The sequence below is a fragment of the Pseudomonas sp. 203-8 genome (assembly GCF_020708595.1).
GTDB lineage: Bacteria > Pseudomonadota > Gammaproteobacteria > Pseudomonadales > Pseudomonadaceae > Pseudomonas > Pseudomonas aeruginosa.
On sequence record NZ_JAJFDF010000002.1, the window covers coordinates 174,774 to 191,464 of the forward strand.

The 16,691-nt window shown below is 67.8% G+C and carries 17 protein-coding genes; 11 read left to right on the forward strand and 6 right to left on the reverse strand.

The window, feature by feature from the left end:
- Positions 1-178 precede the first annotated feature (178 nt).
- Positions 179-970, forward strand: a complete 792-nt coding sequence (locus tag LJF27_RS04300) for an ABC transporter substrate-binding protein (RefSeq protein WP_003118292.1) — start codon at positions 179-181, stop codon at positions 968-970.
- Positions 971-993: 23 nt separating this feature from the next.
- Here the strand turns inward: LJF27_RS04300 and dauR are convergent, their stop codons facing one another.
- The 4 genes from dauR to rhlB form a co-directional block, all read right to left on the reverse strand.
- The gene (gene dauR / locus LJF27_RS04305) at positions 994-1,626 is read right to left on the reverse strand and encodes a transcriptional regulator DauR (RefSeq protein ID WP_003113779.1); all 633 of its coding nucleotides are present in this window, start codon (positions 1,624-1,626) and stop codon (positions 994-996) included.
- 62 nt (positions 1,627-1,688) lie between these two features.
- A complete protein-coding gene (dauA, locus tag LJF27_RS04310) occupies positions 1,689-2,816 on the reverse strand; it encodes an FAD-dependent catabolic D-arginine dehydrogenase DauA (RefSeq protein WP_003122058.1) in 1,128 nt (375 codons plus the stop codon).
- A 22-nt stretch (positions 2,817-2,838) separates the two neighbouring features.
- Positions 2,839-3,786, reverse strand: coding sequence for an NAD(P)H-dependent anabolic L-arginine dehydrogenase DauB (dauB, locus tag LJF27_RS04315; RefSeq protein ID WP_003119268.1), 948 nt, complete (start codon positions 3,784-3,786; stop codon positions 2,839-2,841).
- A gap of 160 nt (positions 3,787-3,946) precedes the next feature.
- Positions 3,947-5,470, reverse strand: coding sequence for an ATP-dependent RNA helicase RhlB (gene rhlB, locus LJF27_RS04320; protein WP_003158777.1), 1,524 nt, complete (start codon positions 5,468-5,470; stop codon positions 3,947-3,949).
- A 283-nt stretch (positions 5,471-5,753) separates the two neighbouring features.
- Here rhlB and LJF27_RS04325 point away from each other — a divergent pair, with 283 nt between their 5' ends.
- Positions 5,754-7,652, forward strand: coding sequence for an acyl-CoA synthetase (locus tag LJF27_RS04325; protein WP_015649496.1), 1,899 nt, complete (start codon positions 5,754-5,756; stop codon positions 7,650-7,652).
- Between the two features lie 15 nt (positions 7,653-7,667).
- Here the strand turns inward: LJF27_RS04325 and LJF27_RS04330 are convergent, their stop codons facing one another.
- On the reverse strand, positions 7,668-8,315 hold the full coding sequence (locus tag LJF27_RS04330; RefSeq protein WP_003105021.1) for an alpha/beta hydrolase: 648 nt from the start codon (positions 8,313-8,315) through the stop codon (positions 7,668-7,670).
- A 296-nt stretch (positions 8,316-8,611) separates the two neighbouring features.
- Here LJF27_RS04330 and LJF27_RS04335 point away from each other — a divergent pair, with 296 nt between their 5' ends.
- From LJF27_RS04335 to LJF27_RS04375, 9 genes are all read left to right on the forward strand, one after another.
- Positions 8,612-9,637 (forward strand): amino acid ABC transporter substrate-binding protein, encoded by a 1,026-nt coding sequence (locus LJF27_RS04335; RefSeq protein WP_003119272.1) that lies wholly within the window; start codon positions 8,612-8,614, stop codon positions 9,635-9,637.
- A 111-nt stretch (positions 9,638-9,748) separates the two neighbouring features.
- The gene (gene pcsA / locus LJF27_RS04340) at positions 9,749-10,465 is read left to right on the forward strand and encodes a phosphatidylcholine synthase (RefSeq protein ID WP_003105024.1); all 717 of its coding nucleotides are present in this window, start codon (positions 9,749-9,751) and stop codon (positions 10,463-10,465) included.
- A gap of 70 nt (positions 10,466-10,535) precedes the next feature.
- Positions 10,536-11,018, forward strand: a complete 483-nt coding sequence (locus LJF27_RS04345; protein ID WP_003118297.1) for a nuclear transport factor 2 family protein — start codon at positions 10,536-10,538, stop codon at positions 11,016-11,018.
- 66 nt (positions 11,019-11,084) lie between these two features.
- A complete protein-coding gene (locus LJF27_RS04350; RefSeq protein WP_229601845.1) occupies positions 11,085-11,786 on the forward strand; it encodes a glutathione S-transferase C-terminal domain-containing protein in 702 nt (233 codons plus the stop codon).
- Complete coding sequence (locus LJF27_RS04355; protein ID WP_003119275.1) at positions 11,779-12,093, forward strand: GIY-YIG nuclease family protein; 315 nt, start codon at positions 11,779-11,781, stop codon at positions 12,091-12,093. Before LJF27_RS04350 ends, LJF27_RS04355 begins: the two co-directional genes overlap by 8 nt.
- A gap of 28 nt (positions 12,094-12,121) precedes the next feature.
- Positions 12,122-12,811, forward strand: a complete 690-nt coding sequence (locus LJF27_RS04360) for a CatB-related O-acetyltransferase (RefSeq protein WP_003092917.1) — start codon at positions 12,122-12,124, stop codon at positions 12,809-12,811.
- Between the two features lie 120 nt (positions 12,812-12,931).
- Positions 12,932-13,867 carry a glutathione S-transferase family protein gene (locus LJF27_RS04365; protein ID WP_003092916.1) on the forward strand — a complete coding sequence of 312 codons (936 nt, stop codon included), beginning with the start codon at positions 12,932-12,934 and terminating at the stop codon, positions 13,865-13,867.
- Positions 13,868-13,870: 3 nt separating this feature from the next.
- A complete protein-coding gene (locus tag LJF27_RS04370; RefSeq protein ID WP_023117150.1) occupies positions 13,871-14,623 on the forward strand; it encodes a VIT1/CCC1 transporter family protein in 753 nt (250 codons plus the stop codon).
- Between the two features lie 88 nt (positions 14,624-14,711).
- Positions 14,712-15,623, forward strand: a complete 912-nt coding sequence (locus LJF27_RS04375) for a hypothetical protein (RefSeq protein ID WP_023117149.1) — start codon at positions 14,712-14,714, stop codon at positions 15,621-15,623.
- A gap of 42 nt (positions 15,624-15,665) precedes the next feature.
- On the opposite strand, the gene yejK is transcribed toward LJF27_RS04375, so the two are convergent.
- Complete coding sequence (gene yejK, locus LJF27_RS04380; protein WP_003113787.1) at positions 15,666-16,670, reverse strand: nucleoid-associated protein YejK; 1,005 nt, start codon at positions 16,668-16,670, stop codon at positions 15,666-15,668.
- Positions 16,671-16,691 lie beyond the last annotated feature (21 nt).

Here is a 16,691-nt window from a genome sequence, read left to right on the forward strand (position 1 = left end):
TAAGTCCCGCGGGCCGGCGGGCCTATTCCTCGAAGGAGGTAAGGAGGGGTAGCGGAGGAGGGACGGCGATTGACGATGTATACTTTTTGGTCCAGATTGGACGAAAAGTATAAAGGCGGATCACCGTCTGTTTCCTGCCCGGGCCGCGGGCGCACCTTCGTCACCCCTGGAGTCGTCCATGATCAAGTCGCTGAACACCAAGAACCTGCTGGGAGGCCTGCTGCTCGGCGTGCTCGCCAGCGGATCCGCCGTCGCCGCCGATGGCAACCTGCGGATCGGCATCGAGGCCGCCTACCCGCCGTTTTCCTTCAAGACCGCCGAAGGCGAACTGGCCGGCTTCGACTACGACATCGGCAACGCGCTGTGCGCGCAGATGCAGGTGAAGTGCCAGTGGATCGAGCAGGAGTACGATGGCCTGATTCCCTCGCTGAAAGTTCGCAAGATAGACGCCGCGCTGTCCTCCATCACCATCACCGAGGAACGCCGGCGCTCGGTGGACTTCACCCACAAGTACTACTTCACGCCGGGCCGCCTGGTGATGAAGGAAGGCGCCCAGCTCGACGACAGCTTCAGCCAGTTGGCCGGCAAGCGCATCGGCGTGCAGCGCGGCGCTACCGCCGACCGCTTCGCCAGTGCGGTGCTGGCCAAGGCCGGTGCCGAAGTGGTGCGCTACACCAGCCAGGACGAGATCTACCTGGACCTGGTGGCCGGCCGCCTCGACGCCACCTTCGCCGACTCCATCCCGCTGCAGACCGGCTTCCTCGATACCCCGCGCGGCAAGGGCTACGCCTTCGTCGGGCCGGAGTTCAAGGACCCGAAATACTTCGGCGAGGGCGCCGGGATCGCGGTGCGCAAGGGGGACGCCGAGCTGGTCGGCAAGCTCAACGCGGCGATCGACGCGATTCGTGCCGACGGGACCTACAAGCGCATCGAGGGCAAGTACTTCAAGAGCGACATCTACGGCGACTGACCGCTCGCCGGCGGCGGCTGCCGTCAGTCGCCGCCTTCCTTCAGCTCCTTGAGGTGCTTGTAGACTGTGGCCCGGCCCATGTTCAGCACGTTGGCCACATAGTTGGCCGCGCTCTTGCCCTTGAACGCGCCCTCGGCGTGCAGGGCCAGGACCAGTTCGCGCTTGTGCTCGCGGGTCAGCAGGTTCAAGCCGAGCTGGCGCTGCCGCAGCCAGCCGTGCAGGAAGGTGTTGATGCGCTCCTGCCAGTCGTCGCGGAACAGCGCGTCCGGTTGCGGGATCAGCTTGCTCGGCGAGAGGAACAGGTCGAGTGCCGCCTTGGCGCTCTCGAACAGGCTGATGTTCAGGTTGATGCACAGCACCGCCAGCGGCTGGCCGGCGGAGTCGCGCAGCACGGTGCTGACCGAGCGGATCTTCTGCCCGTCCCAGTTGAGCTTCTCGTAGGGACCGATGTTGCGCTCGTCGCTATCGCCTTCGAGCATGTCTTCCAGCGCCGAGTCGTCGCCGACCTCGCGCTTGGACAGGTTGTTGGCGATGTAGTCGACCCGCTGGCTGCGCAGGTCGTGCAGGACCACTTCGGCGTGGGGGAAGAACAGGGTGGCGATGCCGTCGGCGATCGCCCGGTAGTTCTCCAGGCTGGGGTCTTGGCTCGGGCTCATGCGCAGGAACTCTCGTGGGACGGCGGGCGAGGCGAGTGTGCCGCAAACCCGCCGCCGGGTCATCAGGGGGACAGGCGGCGCGGCGACAGCATCGCCTCGTCCAGGCCGTGCTCGCGCAGGTGCGCCGGCAGCGGCTGGTGGCGGATCAGCGCGGCGCTGGCCTCGCCCATCGCCGCCGAGGTCTGGATACCGTAGCCGCCCTGGGCGGCGACCCAGAAGAAGCCTTCCGCATCGGCGGCGTAGCCGGCCACCAGGTCGCCGTCGGCGACGAACGAGCGCAGCCCTGCCCAGGTGTGTTCCGGGCGGCGAATGGTGAGGGTGGTGGCTTCTTCGATCAGGTACATGCCGGTGGCGATGTCCAGTTGCTCGGGCTGCACGTCGTGGGCTTCGACCGGATCGGCGTTGGCCGGCGAGCCGAGCAACATGCCGGCGTCCGGCTTCAGGTAGAAGGATTCGTCGAGGCTGACCAGCATCGGCCAGTCGTGGCAGTCGATGCCCGGCGGCGGGGCGAAGATGAAGGCTGAGCGGCGCTTGGGCTGCAGGCCCAGCGGGCGGACGCCGGCCAGCCCGGCGATGGCGTCGCACCAGGCGCCTGCGGCGTTGACCAGCACCGCCGCGCGGTAGCTGCCGGCGTCGCAGCGGACTTCCCAGGCGCCGTCGACCCGGCGGATCTCCAGCGCTTCGTGGTTGCATAGGACCTGCCCCTGGTTGCGGCGGATGCCGCGCAGGTAGCCCTGGTGCAGGGCGTCGGTATCGATGTCGGCGCCGGTGGGGTCGTAGGTGGCGCCGAAGACCTTGTCGCGACGCAGCACCGGCACGATCGAGCAGGCCTGTTCCGCGTCCAGCAGGCGCATCTGCGGCACCAGCGCCTTGCCGCTTTCGTATTGACGGCGGAGTTCTTCCGGATCGTCGCTGAAGTCGACCACCATTTCCGGACGCGGGCTGAGCAGCGGATGCTCGCAGAAGCCGGCCGGCGGGTTGTCGAAGAAGGCCCGGCTGGCGGCGGTGAGCGCGCGCACCTGGGGTGTGCCGTAGGCCACCGTGTAGTGCGCGGCGGAGCGGCCGGTGGAGTGGTAGCCGGGCTGCGCCTCGCGCTCCAGCACCACGACCCGGCCGTGGGCCGACAGCCAGTAGCCGGTGGATGCGCCGGCGATGCCGGCACCGATGACGAGGTAATCCGCTTCGATCATGCTGCTCTCCTGCATCGCGCGATCAGCCTGCCTGGCGCAGGCGGTAGAGGGCGTTGGCCAGGGCTACGTCTTCCAGGCCCAGGCCGATCGAGCGGAAGAACGCCGGGCGCCGGTATTCCGGACGTGGCGCCTGGCCGCTGAGCAGTTCGGCGAGGTCGCCGCGGATCGCCTCGGGGCTCCAGCCATGCTGTTCGGCGGCGATCAGCATCTCGCCGGCGGAGCCTGGGGTGGTGTGCCGGTAGTCGCAATAGACGTCCATGGCCGCCAGGCTTTCCGCCGGTACCTCATGGGCGCGGGGCGCGTTGGTGCTGATCGAGGTGACCAGCGCCGGGCGCTTGAGTTGGCGCGGGTCGATCACTGCTCGGGCCGAGGAGGTGCAGAGCAGGATCACATCGGCTTCGTCCAGCGCTTCCTCCAGGCTGCCGGCGGCTTCGGCGCGCGGGTCGATGGCGCGCAGGCTTTGCAGGCGGCGCTCGTCCAGGCACGGCGAATGGACTCGCACGCCCTGCCAGTCACGCAGGCCCTTCACGTATTGCAGGTGGGCATGGGCTACCGGTCCGCTGCCGATCAGCGCCAGGCGGCCGGCTTCGGCCGGAGCCAGGGCATCCACCGCCACCGCGGTGGTGGCGGCGGTGCGCGCGGTGGTCAGCCGGGCGGCATCGCAGAGCAGCAAGGGCTGGCCGGTCTGCATCGACATCAGCAGGGTCCAGGCGGTGACCAACGGGCCCTGTTCGCGGACGATGTAGGGCGAAGTCTTGACCCCGTAGACCTGTTCCTGGGCGAGCACGCCGAGGTAGTTGATGAAGTCGCCGCGACCGGCGGGGAACTCCACCAGTTGCTGGGCCGGCTGGAGCGCCTGGCCGGCGGCCAGGTCGAGGAACAGCTGGCGCATGGCCTGGAGGACGTCGATACGGGCGAGCAGTTGCTCGGCTTCGGCCTGCTGGACGATCAGGGGAGTGGCGGCGCTCATGCGATCTCCGGAATGGATGTAAACAATTTGTCCATTCTGGACTTTAAGGTATTGCCGGGCAAGCGCCGACCCGCCTCGATGACCGACGGCGGCACCTGCGTGTCGCAGAAACGAAAAAGGCGAAGCCGGATGGCTTCGCCTTTTTTCTCCACGCCTGCGTTCAGTGCTTGCGCGGTACCGGCTTGAGCAGTTCGGCCGGCGGCATCTCGCAGGTGATCTTGCGGCCCAGCAGTTCTTCGATCGGCGGCAGGGCGAAGGCATCGTCCTCGCCGGCGAAGCTGATCGAGGTGCCCGAGGCGCCGGCGCGGCCGGTACGACCGATACGGTGCACGTAGTCGTCCGGGTCCTCCGGCAGGGTGAAGTTGATCACATGGCTGATGCCGTCGATGTGGATGCCGCGGCCGGCCACGTCGGTTGCCACCAGGACGCGGATCTTGCCTTCGCGGAAGCCTTCCAGGGTGCGGATGCGCTTGTGCTGCGGTACGTCGCCGGACATCTGGGCGGCGCTGATGCCGTCCTTGGTCAGGCGTTCCTCGATGCGGCGGACTTCGTCCTTGCGGTTGGCGAAGACCATCACCCGTTCCCAGTTGTTCTGCGCCACCAGGTTGTACAGCAGCTTGTACTTGTCGCTGCCGGCCACGGCGTAGACATGCTGCTCGACGGTGTCGCTGGCGACGTTCTCCGGCTCGATCTCGACGATCGCCGGATCGACGGTCCACTGCTTGGCGAGGTTCATCACGTCGTCGGTGAAGGTCGCCGAGAACAGCAGGGTCTGGCGTTCGCCCTTGTGCGGGGTCTGCCGGATGATCTGCCGGACCTGCGGGATGAAACCCATGTCGAGCATGCGGTCGGCTTCGTCGAGGACCATCACCTCGACCATGTCCAGGTGCACCTCGCCGCGCTGGTTGAAGTCCAGCAGACGGCCTGGGGTGGCTACCAGGATGTCGCAGAAGCGCGCTTCCAGCTGCTTGAGTTGCTTGTCGAAGTCCATGCCGCCGACGAAGGTCATCACGTTCAGCCCGGTGTACTTGGTCAGCGCCGCGGCGTCCTTGGCGATCTGTACCACCAGTTCGCGGGTCGGGGCGATGATCAGCGCGCGCGGCTCGCCCATGTAGCGCTCTTTCGGCGGCGGGGTCTGCAGCAATTGGGTGATGATCGAGATGAGGAACGCGGCGGTCTTGCCGGTGCCGGTCTGTGCGCGGCCGATGGCGTCCTGGCCGCGCAGGGTGAAGCCCAGTACCTGCGCCTGGATCGGGGTGCAGTAGGGGAAGCCGAGGTCATGGATGGCGTGCATCAGGCTCGGGGCGAGGTTGAAGTCGTGGAAGCGGGTCTTGCCTTCCTGCGGTTCGACCACGAAGTCTTCCAGCTTCCAGTTGTCCACCGGCTTCGGCTTGCGTTCGCGGCGCGGCTTGTCGCTGCGCGGCTTGGCGTCCCGGCCTTCTTTGGCGGCGGGTTTGGCGGGCTTTTCGCCTTTCTCGGCCTTTTCAGCGGCGCGCGGGGCGCCGGACTCGTTGTCGGCGCGCGGGGGGCGCGGTTTGCGTGGGCGTTTCTCGGTCGGCTTTTCGCCGGTGGGGGCGGTACCTTTCGCGGTAGCGCCGGCAGGGCCTTGCGGGACCGGGGAGGAACCGCTCTGCGGCTGGGTTCCGTCGGCCTTGCCGAAGATTTTCTTGAGTGCTTTGAGCACGGCGATCTCGTAGTGGTTAAGGAATGAACGGGCGCCAGTGTAAAGCATGTTGCCAGCGGGGAGAAATCCATGCTTGGCCGGCGCCCTCCAGCCCTGGCCGGACGGGGCCTGGAGGGGGCTGCGCGAAGCTCCCGGGGCAGCCTTCGGGAGGACTCGTGCGCGCGACCGGTGGCGCGCTACAAAAAGACAACGGTAGGGCGACGACGGGGGTGGCATCTTCGGGACGGTGCCGGAGCGATCCGGCGAGTGTCCGCCCACTCACCAACGGAAGAACAAGAAAACCATGAATCCGTCCCCATCGATCGCCGGGCTGAGCGATATCGAAGCCCTGGAACGCGTGCCGCTGGAACAGCGTGACCTGCCGTCCAGCACCTACGAACTGTTGCAACGCTCGGCCCAGCGCCACGGCCAGCGTATCGCCCTGAGCTGCCTGCTGCATGGCAGCGCCGCCGAAGAACCGCTGCGGATCAGCTATGCCGAGCTGTTCGCCCGCGTCACCCAGACCGCCAACGCCTTGCACCGGCTGGGCCTGGAAAGCCACCAGGCGGTGTCCTTCCTGCTGCCCAACCTGCCGCAGACCCACTACGTGATCTGGGGCGGCGAGGCTGCCGGGATCGTCAATGCGATCAACCCGCTGCTGGAGCCGGAGCACATCGCCGAGCTGATCCGCGCCTCCAACACCCGGGTGCTGGTGACCCTGGCGCCGTTCCCCGGCACCGACCTGTGGCAGAAGGTCGCCGGCCTGCGCGCGCAGCTGCCGGAGCTGTACGCGATCGTCGTGGTCGATCCGGCCAACCTGTTGCCGGCGCCGCAGCGCGAGGCGCTCAAGGCCCAGCGCGGGCCGCTGCCGGAGGGCGTGCTGGACTTCGATACGCTGATCGCCGACTGCCCGGCAGACCGCCTGGAGAGCGGACGGGCGATCCATCCGGACGACGTCGCTTCCTATTTCCACACCGGCGGCACCACCGGCACGCCGAAGCTGGCGCCGCACAGCCACTTCAACGAGGTGGCGATGGCCGAGATCATGGGCCTGAACGCCGACTACGGGGTGGACGACGTGCTGCTCTGCGGCCTGCCGCTGTTCCACGTCAACGGCGTGATGGTTACCGGCCTGGCGCCCTTCCATCGCGGCGCCCAGGTGCTCCTGGCCGGGCCCCAGGGCTACCGCAATCCGACCCTGATCCAGGACTTCTGGAAGCTGGTGGAACGCTACCGGGTCACCAGCTTCAGTGGCGTGCCGACCATCTACGCGGCGTTGCTGCAGGTCCCCAGCGATGGCCGCGACCTGTCCAGCCTGCGTTTCGCCCTGTGCGGCGCGGCGCCGATGCCGGTGGAGCTGATCCGCCAGTTCGAGGCGCGTACCGGGCTCAAGGTGATCGAGGGCTACGGCCTCACCGAAGGTACCTGCGGCACCAGTTGCAACCCGCGTGGCGGCGAGCGCCGGCCGGGTTCGATCGGCCTGCGCCTGCCGTACTGCCAGGTGAAGGTCGCGGTGCTCGACGGCGAGGGCAATTACCTGCGCGATGCCGCGCCGAACGAGGTGGGCAACCTCTGCCTGAAGGGCCCGACGGTGTTCAAGGGCTACCTGCAACAGGACCGGAACCGCGATATCTGGATCGGCGATGGCTGGTTCAATACCGGCGACCTCGGTCGTATCGACGAGGACGGCTACATCTGGCTCACCGGGCGCAGCAAGGACCTGATCATTCGCGGTGGCCACAACATCGACCCACAGATGATCGAAGAAGCGCTGCACCGGCATCCGGCCGTGGCCCTGGCGGCGGCGGTGGGCAAGCCGGACGCCAAGGCCGGCGAGCTGCCGGTGGCGTATATCCAGCTCAAGCCCGGCGCCAGCGCCAGCGAGGAAGAGCTGCTGGAGCACGCCAGCCGCCACGTACCGGAGCGCGCGGCGGTGCCCAAGGATATCTGGCTGATCGAGAGCATGCCGGTCACCGCGGTGGGCAAGACCTTCAAGCCGGCGCTGCGCCTGGACGCGATCCGCCGGGTGCTGGAGGAGGAAAGCCGGAGGATCGCCGAGGATATCCGCGTGGAGGTGGTCGCCGACGAGCGCCACGGCCAGCTCGCCCACCTGCACGTTCCCGCGCTTGACGAAAGACGCCAGGCGGCGCTGGAAGAGCTGCTCGGCGGCTACGCGCTGAACTACCGGCTGCACGCCGTCTGAGAGAAGCTCCGGGCGTCAGAGGCGCTTGCGCAGCCAGGCGCCGATGTCGTGGATTTCCTCCAGGGACACCTCGTGGCCCATCGGGTAGTCGTGCCAGCCCACCTCCACGCCCTGCGCCTGCAAGGCGTCATGGGCCGCGCGGCCAAGCGCCGGGTCGACCACGTCGTCCTGGCTGCCGTGCAGGTGCAGGACCGGAATCCGCTTGTGGCGCTCGTCCAGCGCCAGGTCGTCGAAGGTCGGCGCGTAGGTGGATAGCGCCAGCACCCCGCCGAGCGGCTGGGCGTAGCGGCGGAAGGCGGTATGCAGGACCACCGCGCCGCCCTGCGAGAAACCGGCGAGGATGATCCGCTCGGCGGCGATGCCCTTGGCGCGCTGTTCATCGATGAGAGCGATGACCTGGTCGGCGGAGGCGTTCAACTGGTCTTCGTCGATGGCCCGCGCCGGACTGAAGGCAAGGATGTCGTACCAGCTCGGCATGACCCAGCCGCCATTGACCGTCACCGCCTGGCTCGGCGCCTGGGGGAGGATGAAGCGGGTGCTCGGCAGGACCATCTGCAGGGCTTCGGCCACCGGTTTGAAGTCGGTACGGTCGGCGCCCAGGCCGTGCAGCCAGATGATACAGGCGTCGGCATTCGGGGCATCGAGGATCAGGGGTTCGCTCATGACGGCTCCAGGCAGGGGGCATATGCGTTCGGAATGGGAGGACCATTCGACAACAGGCGCTTTCCCGCTCGCAAGTCGGCCAGATTGTCGCAGATCATGCATTCGCCAATTTCCCGCGGATGCGCTTTGCTAAGGGAAGTGCGCCGGGTACGCCGTTCGTCGCCCGCCGCCGTCGCGCCGCCGGCTGCCTCTGCCGGTGCCGCGGCGCTTGCGGTTACAGTGCGGCGACCGGCCCGGGAAGCGACCGGCGCGGGGCCGGCGGTTCACCCAGGGGCGGCGAAGGGAGTGGCGAACAGATGACAATAATGAAAGGTACCTGGCTGCTGCTGGCCGCTGTCTGCCTCGGCGCCAGCGCCACGGCCGAGGCCGGTGCGACGCTGGATGCGGTGAAGCGCAAGGGCTACGTGCAGTGCGGCGTCAGCGACGGCCTGCCGGGGTTCTCCTACGCCGACGCCAAGGGCCGTTTCAAGGGGCTCGACGTCGACATCTGCCGGGCGCTGGCCGCCGCGCTGTTCGGCGATGCCGAGAAGGTGCGCTTCACCCCGCTGTCCGCCACCGAGCGGTTTTCGGCGTTGCAGTCCGGCACGGTCGATCTGCTGTCGCGCAACACCTCATGGACCAGCTCGCGGGATACCGCGCTGGGCATCCACTTCACCGGCGTCACCTATTTCGACGGCCAGGGCTTCCTGGTCAATCGCAAGCTCGGCGTGTCCAGCGCCCGCGAACTGAAGGACGCGACGGTGTGCATCCAGTCCGGCACCACCAACGAGCTGAACGTGGCGGACTACTTCCGGGCCCACGGCATCCGCTACAAGGCGGTGCTCGACGACAGCTACGAGAAGAGCGCCCGTGCACTGGAGGCGGGGCAGTGCGACGTGCTCAGCTCCGACCAGTCGCAGCTCTACGCCCAGCGCCTGAAGCTGGCCAAGCCGGAGCAGTACGTGGTGCTGCCGGAAGTGATCTCCAAGGAGCCGCTCGGCCCGGCCGTGCGGCAGGGCGACGAAGCCTGGTTCAACATCGTCCGCTGGACCCTGTACGGCCTGCTCAACGCGGAGGAGCTGGGGGTCACCTCGAGCAACGTCGAGCGCCAGGCCAGGGACAGCCGCAACCCGGACGTCGCCCGCCTGCTCGGCAGCGAGGGCGACGCCGGCAAGGACTTGCAACTGCCGCGCGACTGGGTGGTGCAGATGGTGCGCCAGGTCGGCAACTATGGCGAGATCTTCGCCCGCAACGTCGGCGACGGCAGCCCGCTGAAGATGCCGCGCGGCCTCAACGCGCAATGGAATCTCGGCGGCCTGCACTATGCGCCGCCGATTCGCTGACCGGCGGGGCTGGCTGAACTCTCGCCAGCACCGACAATCCGATAACAGACAGACGCACCGGTGCCGGTGCACTATAGAGCGACGCGTCATGCCGAACACCGAACAAGAGAAATGCCCGTGAACCTATCGATGACTCCCATCAACAAAGCCAAGGCCTGGGGCGTCCACGCCGTCACCGCCAGTGGCGTGATCCTGGCCTTGCTGGCCCTGCTCGCGCTGGTCGACAACAAACCCCAGGCCTGTCTGCTCTGGCTCGGCCTGGCCCTGCTGGTGGACGGCCTCGACGGCACCCTGGCGCGCAAGTACGAAGTCAAGGAAATGCTGCCGCATTTCGACGGCTCGGTGCTCGACCTGGTGATCGACTACCTGACCTACGTGTTCATCCCGGCCATCTTCATCTACCGCTACATCCCCCTGCCGGAGCATTTCGAGCTGCTGGCGGTGGGCGTGATCCTGGTTTCATCGCTGTTCTGCTTCTGCAACGTCAACATGAAGAGCACCGATAACTACTTCGTCGGCTTCCCGGCCGCCTGGAACGTGGTGGCGGTGTACTTCTACGTGCTCGACCTGCACCCCTGGGTCAACCTCGCCACGGTGCTGGTGCTGGCTGCCCTGACCCTGACCCGGATGAAGTTCCTCCACCCGTTCCGCGTGCGCCAGTTCATGCCGCTGAACATCGCCGTGACTTTCGTCTGGCTGATCAGCAGCGGTCTGCTGATCGTTCAGCAGCCGGCCGACCTGCCGATCCTGCTCGGCCTGTGGTTCGCCGCCTCGGCCTATTTCGTCGGTATCTGCCTCTGGCGCAGCGCCCGCGAGTGGTTCGGCTGAAACGACCCGGCACGACGGCGTTCCCGCCTGGGGACGCCTGGCAAGTCCCTATCATCGCAAGGAACCCCGCATGGCCCACCCCAACGCCGAATTGATCGAGCGCTTCTACCAGGCCTTCCAGCGCCTCGACGGCGAGGCCATGGCGGCCTGCTACGCTCCCCAGGCGACCTTCCACGACCCGGCCTTCGGCGAACTGCGCGGGCGCGAGGTGGGCGACATGTGGCGCCTGCTGACCAGCCGGGCGCGGGACTTCCGCCTGGACTACGCGAACGTCCGCGCCGACGAGAACGAGGGGCGTGCGCAATGGGTGGCCCACTACCTGTTCACCCAGACCGGGCGCAGGGTGGAGAATCGCATCGAGGCCCGTTTCCGCTTCGCCGGCGGTTTGATCGTCGAGCATCGCGACCAGTTCGACCTGTGGCGCTGGAGCCGCCAGGCGCTTGGCGCCAAGGGCCTGCTGCTGGGCTGGGCGCCGCCGGTGCAGCGGGCGATCCGCGGGCAGGCGCGCAAGGGCCTGGCCGCCTACCAGGCTGCCCATCCGGCGGCCGGCTGAGGCTGTCGGTGGCCGAAGCGCGGATAATCTCCTAAGCTCGCCGCGGACAACCCGCAGGACGCCGCGATGATCACGCTCTTCCAGTTTCCCGCCGCATTCAACGTACCCAATGCCAGTCCCTACTGCCTGAAACTGGAAACCTGGTTGCGCCTGGCCGGCCTGGAGTATCAGGTGAAGGTCGTCAGCGACCCGCGCAAGGCGCCCAAGGGCAAGCTGCCCTACGTGCGTATCGAGGGCGAGGCGATCGGTGACAGCGAGATCGTCATCCGTACCCTCGGCGAGCGCTACGGGGTCACTCTCGACGCCGGCCTGGATGCCCGGGGCAAGGGTTGGGCACGGGCGATCACGCGCCTGTGCGACGAACACCTGTACTACCTGATGCTGTATTTCCGCTGGTTCGACGAGGACAGCTGGCGCGTGCTCAAGCCGGTGTTCTTCGGCTCGCTGCCATTCGGCGTGCGCGACGCGGTGGCCTGGGCCATGCGCCGCAAGGTCCGCGCTACCCTCAGGGCGCAGGGACTCGGGGTCCACGGCAGGGACGAACTGCTGGCCTTCGCCCGCGACGACCTCGATGCCCTCGACGGCCTGCTTGGCCAGGTCCCGTACTACGGCGGCGAACATCCGTGCAGCGCCGATGCCGCCGCTTACGGTATCCTCGCCAACCTCATCGAGGCGACCCTGGATACCCCACTCAGCCATGTGGCGCGAGGCTATCCGCGCCAGGTGGCGTATTGCGAGCGGATGCGGGAGCGGGTCTGGAGTGAGTGAGGCGACGGCCGCCACGGCGGCGATCGGGAAGTGTTGGTCGGTCTACCTGGTGAGGGCGGAAAACGGCGCGTTGTACTGCGGCATCAGCGACGATCCGCTGCGCCGCTTCGACACTCATTGCAGCGGCAAGGGCGCGCGGTTCTTCCATTCCAGCCCCGCCCGCGCGCTGGTCTACGTCGAGGCCTGCGCCAGCAAGGGCGACGCCCTGCGCCGCGAGCGGGCGATCAAGGCCCTGAGCAAGCGCGCCAAGGAGCGCCTGTTGGTCGGCGTACCGGTGTTGCGCGAGGTCGGCGAGCCGGCAATCTAGGACGTTCATCTGCGGTCATGGGGTATTCGTGGGTTACCTGAAGAATCATTGGTGGAAACGCTGGATCCGCCGCCGCGGCTGCAAGCTGGCCGGCGGCCCGGCCAGTGTCGGCAAGCGCACCACGCTGGTGCTCGAGGAGCAGGTCGAACTCGGCCACCTGCGCATCGTCCCACCGAGGCTGGAGATCGGCGCCTACAGCTATGTGCGCAGCGGCACCGACCTGTCCCTGGTGGCGTCCATCGGGCGTTTCTGCTCGATCGGCTCGGACTGTTTCATCGGCCAGGAAAAACACACCCATCCCAGCGACTGGGTGAGCAGCCACCCCTTCCAGCACACCGGCACCGCGCTGCGCTACGAGCCGGCGCTGAGCTACGCGGAAATCGGCCACGACGTCTGGATCGGGCACAGCGCGATGGTGATGGAAGGGGTCAAGGTCGGGACCGGGGCGATCATCGCCACGCGCGCCGTGGTCACTCGCGACGTGCCGCCCTACGCCATCGTCGCCGGCACCCCGGCGCAGGTGATCCGCTACCGGCATCCGCCGGAGATCATCGAGGGTCTGCTCGCCTCGCGCTGGTGGGAGCTGGATAGCGCCTTCCTCACCGGCCTGCCGCTGGACCGTCCCCGGGAGTTCCTCGCCGCCCTGGAGGCGCGCGAGGCGCCGCGTGCGGCGTACCGGCGGATGACCATCACCCGCCAGGGGTGCCGGCTGGATTGAGCGCGCCCATCGCCAGGCCCATCGGGCCAGGCGATGGGGCGCCCTTCATGTCCCGGATTGTCATAGGCGTGTTTTCCCAGCCGCGCTAAGCTGGTGCCTCACATCCGCCCGGAGGCGCCCATGTCAGAGCTGATCCTGCATCACTATCCCACTTCGCCCTTCGCCGAGAAGGCGCGCCTGCTGCTCGGTTTCAAGCAACTGTCCTGGCGTTCGGTGATGATTCCGCCGGTGATGCCCAAGCCGGACCTGGTGGCGCTGACCGGCGGCTATCGGAAGACCCCGGTGTTGCAGGTCGGCGCCGATGTGTATTGCGATACCGCGTTGATCGCCCGTCGCCTGGAGCAGGAAAAGGCGGTTCCGGCGCTGTTTCCCGAAGGCCAGGAGATGGTCGCCGCGAGCTTCGCCCAGTGGGCCGACGCGGTGCTGTTCCAGCACGCGGTAAGCCTGGCGTTCGCCCCGGAGTCCATCGCCGTGCGTTTCGGCAAGCTGCCGCCGGAATTCCTCAAGGCCTTCATGGCCGATCGCAGCCAGCTATTCAGCGGCGGCAGCGCCGGCCGCCTGCCGCTGGAACAGGCGCGCCACCAGTGGCCGGCATTCATGGCGCGACTGGAGCGCCAGTTGTCGCGCGAGGACGGCGATTTCCTGTTCGGCGAAGCGTCCGTCGCCGACTTCGCCGTGGCGCACTGCCTGTGGTTCCTCAAGGGCACGCCGGTCACCGCGCCGCTGGTCGACGATTACCCGCAGGTGCAGGCCTGGTTGGGACGGGTGCTCGGCTTCGGCCATGGCGCGCCAGCCGAGATGAGTGCGGAGGAAGCCCTGGAGGTGGCTCGCGGCAGCCAGCCCGCGGCATTGCCGGACGAATCCTTCAGCGACCCCAACGGTTTCCTGCCCGGCCAGGCGGTCGCCATCGCCGCCACCGACTACGGTGTCGACGCGGTACAGGGCGAACTGCTCTTCGCCGGCAGCGAGGAACTCATCCTGCGCCGCGAAGACCCGCGGGCGGGTACCGTGCATGTGCATTTCCCGCGCCTGGGCTTTCGCATCGAGGCGCGTTGAGGCATGCCGGCGGAGACCCCGCCGCTGCGGCCGGACGCCGATCCGCCGCAGTGCGCGTTGCCCGAGGCGAGGCCGGACCGCGACGCCGGCACCAAGCTGCGCGCCGCGGTGCTCGGTGCCAACGATGGCCTGGTGTCGAACCTGTGCCTGGTGATGGGCGTGGCGGGTGCGAGCATGGCGCATTCGTCCATCGTCCTCACCGGGATGGCCGGACTGGTGTCCGGGGCCTGCTCGATGGCCCTCGGCGAGTGGCTGTCGGTGACCAACGCCCGCGAGATGGCGAGCAAGCGCATCGCCGAGGAAGAACGCCTGCTCAGGCTCTGCCCGGACACCGAGACCCAGGAACTGATCGATATCTTCACCGCCAAGGGGCTGAGCGAGGTATCCGCCCGGCGCGTGGCCCTGCAACTGATGAACGACGGTCGTGGCGCGCTGGACACCTTGTCCCGCGAGGCCCTCGGCATCGATCCGACGGAGTTGGGCGGCAACCCGTGGAACGCGGCGGGCACGTCGTTCCTGCTGTTTTCCCTTGGCGCCCTGGTGCCGGTGGCGCCGTTCCTGTTCCTCGACGGCGCCGCGGCGCTGGTCGCAAGCCTGCTGTTCAGCCTGCTTGCGCTGCTGTTCAGCGGCGCGGTCACCGCCCGTTTCACCGGGCGGCCGCTGGCGTTCTCGGCGTTGCGCCAGGTGCTGGTCGGTACCCTTGCCGCGGCCTTCACCTATGGGTTGGGTACCGCGCTCGGCGTGGGCCTGGGCTGAAAGTCCTTCGCCTGCGGGGGACTCCGTTTTACACTGAGACACCCGGCCGGCGTGGCCGGGAACAGGAAAAACCGACCAGGGAGTGGCCATGAAAGCCTACGACATCGAAATCGTCAACGACGCCGCGCACGCCGGCGAAGCCAACCACGGCTGGTGCTTCGGCCTGCCGCCGGGCATCCGTCCGGAGCAGTGGCCGCTGGATCCGGACACCGGCTATCCGCTGATGCACGGCTTCACCCTGCTGCTGCCGGAGGACTACCGGGTGCATGGCCCGGAGATCGTCGCGCTGAGCTTCTTCTCCCTCGCCCCGGACCAGAACGACGGTGGACCGACCAGCGTCGACGGCATTCGCGAGATGCTCATCGATCCGCCCGCGCAACCGCCGGCCGACGCGGAACTGCGGCCGTTCTGGGAGGCCGGGCGCAATAGCCATCCGCGTCTGCACCGGATGGAGGACATCCTCGGCGGTGCCTATGCGTTGATCCTGCTCGACGCCGCTGAATTCAGCGGCGCGCCCTGCCAGCCGCCGGCGCTGCCGGCGGGCAACCCGCTGCTGGCGCAGACCGAGCCGCCGCAGTGGCTGGAGGCTGGTTCGGCGGCCAGCTTCGTGCCGGACTGGGCGGAGGACGACTACTACCTGCTGCGCGCCCTCGGTGGTCGCCCGGCGGCCGGCCACCAGCAGCGCTACCCCCTGCGCTGGACGGCGCGGGCGCAAGACCCCAACGCCGGGGTGGTGCCCAGCGAATACGGCGACGGCGGCTACCAGCTGCCGCACTACTGGCTGGACGGCAAGATCGAGCGCGACAACTACCGCGAGCATCCCTGGGTGGAAGGGCTCCTGCCGAACCATATCGGCGGCACCATGCGTCCGGTGCAGGGCGTGCCGGAGATGAGTCCCTTCTACGTAGAGTTCGAGGAATACCTGGGCGGCTACAACTTCGGCGGCGGCAACGCCCAGCTCGATTTCCGCGACATGCGCTTCGACTGGGCCTGCGGCTGAGGAGGGAAAGGGAGCGCCGGCGGCGCTCCGGGGCGGCGCGGGTCAGTCCTTGCGCCGCTTGAGCTGGTCCTTCAACTGGGTCGGCAACTGGCGGATGATCAGCATGTCGCGCTCTTCGTCGTATTCCACCTTGGAGCCCAGCAGGTGCGCCTCGAAGCTGATCGACAGGCCTTCGGCGCGGCCGGTGAAGCGGCGGAACTGGTTGAGGGTGCGCTTGTCCGCCGGGATTTCCGGCGACAGGCCGTAGTCCTTGTTACGGATGTAGTCGTAGAACGCCCGCGGTTGCTGGTCGTCCATCAGTTCCGAAAGCGCGTCGAGGGTCATCGGCTCGCCGATGCGCGCCTGGGAGGTGGCGTAGTCGACCAGCGTCTCGGTCTTCTCGCGGGCCTGTTCCTCGGCCATGTCCTCGCTTTCCACGAAATCGCTGAAGGCTTTCAGCAGGGTGCGCGTCTCGCTCGGCGAATCCACCCCTTCCTGGCAGCCGATGAAGTCGCGGAAATAGTCGGAGACCTTCTTCCCGCCCTTGCCCTTGATGAACGAGATGTACTGCTTCGACTGCTTGTTGTTGCGCCATTCGGAGATATTGATCCGCGCGGCCAGGTGCAACTGGCCGAGGTCCAGGTGGCGCGACGGGGTGACCTCCAGCGACTCGTTCACCGCCACGCCTTCGCTGTGGTGCAGCAGGGCGATCGCCAGGTAGTCGGTCATGCCTTGCTGGTAGTGGGCGAACAGGATGTGGCCGCCGGTGGAGAGATTGGACTCCTCCATCAGCTTCTGCAGGTGTTCGACCGCTTCGCGGCTGAAGCCGACGAAGTCGCGATCGCCCTCCAGGTACTCACCGAGCCAGCCGCTGAACGGGTAGGCCCCGGACTCGCCCTGGAAGAAGCCCCAGGCCTTGTTCTTGGCGTTGTAGCTTTCGTTGAGGTCGGCCAGCAGGTTCTCGATGGCCTGGGAGTCGCCCAACTCGGCGTCGCGCGCGTGGAGCACGGCCGGGGTGCCGTCGGGCTTCTTCTCGATCAGGTGGACGATGGCGTGATGGATCGGCATGTCAGGTTCGACCTTTCAGGT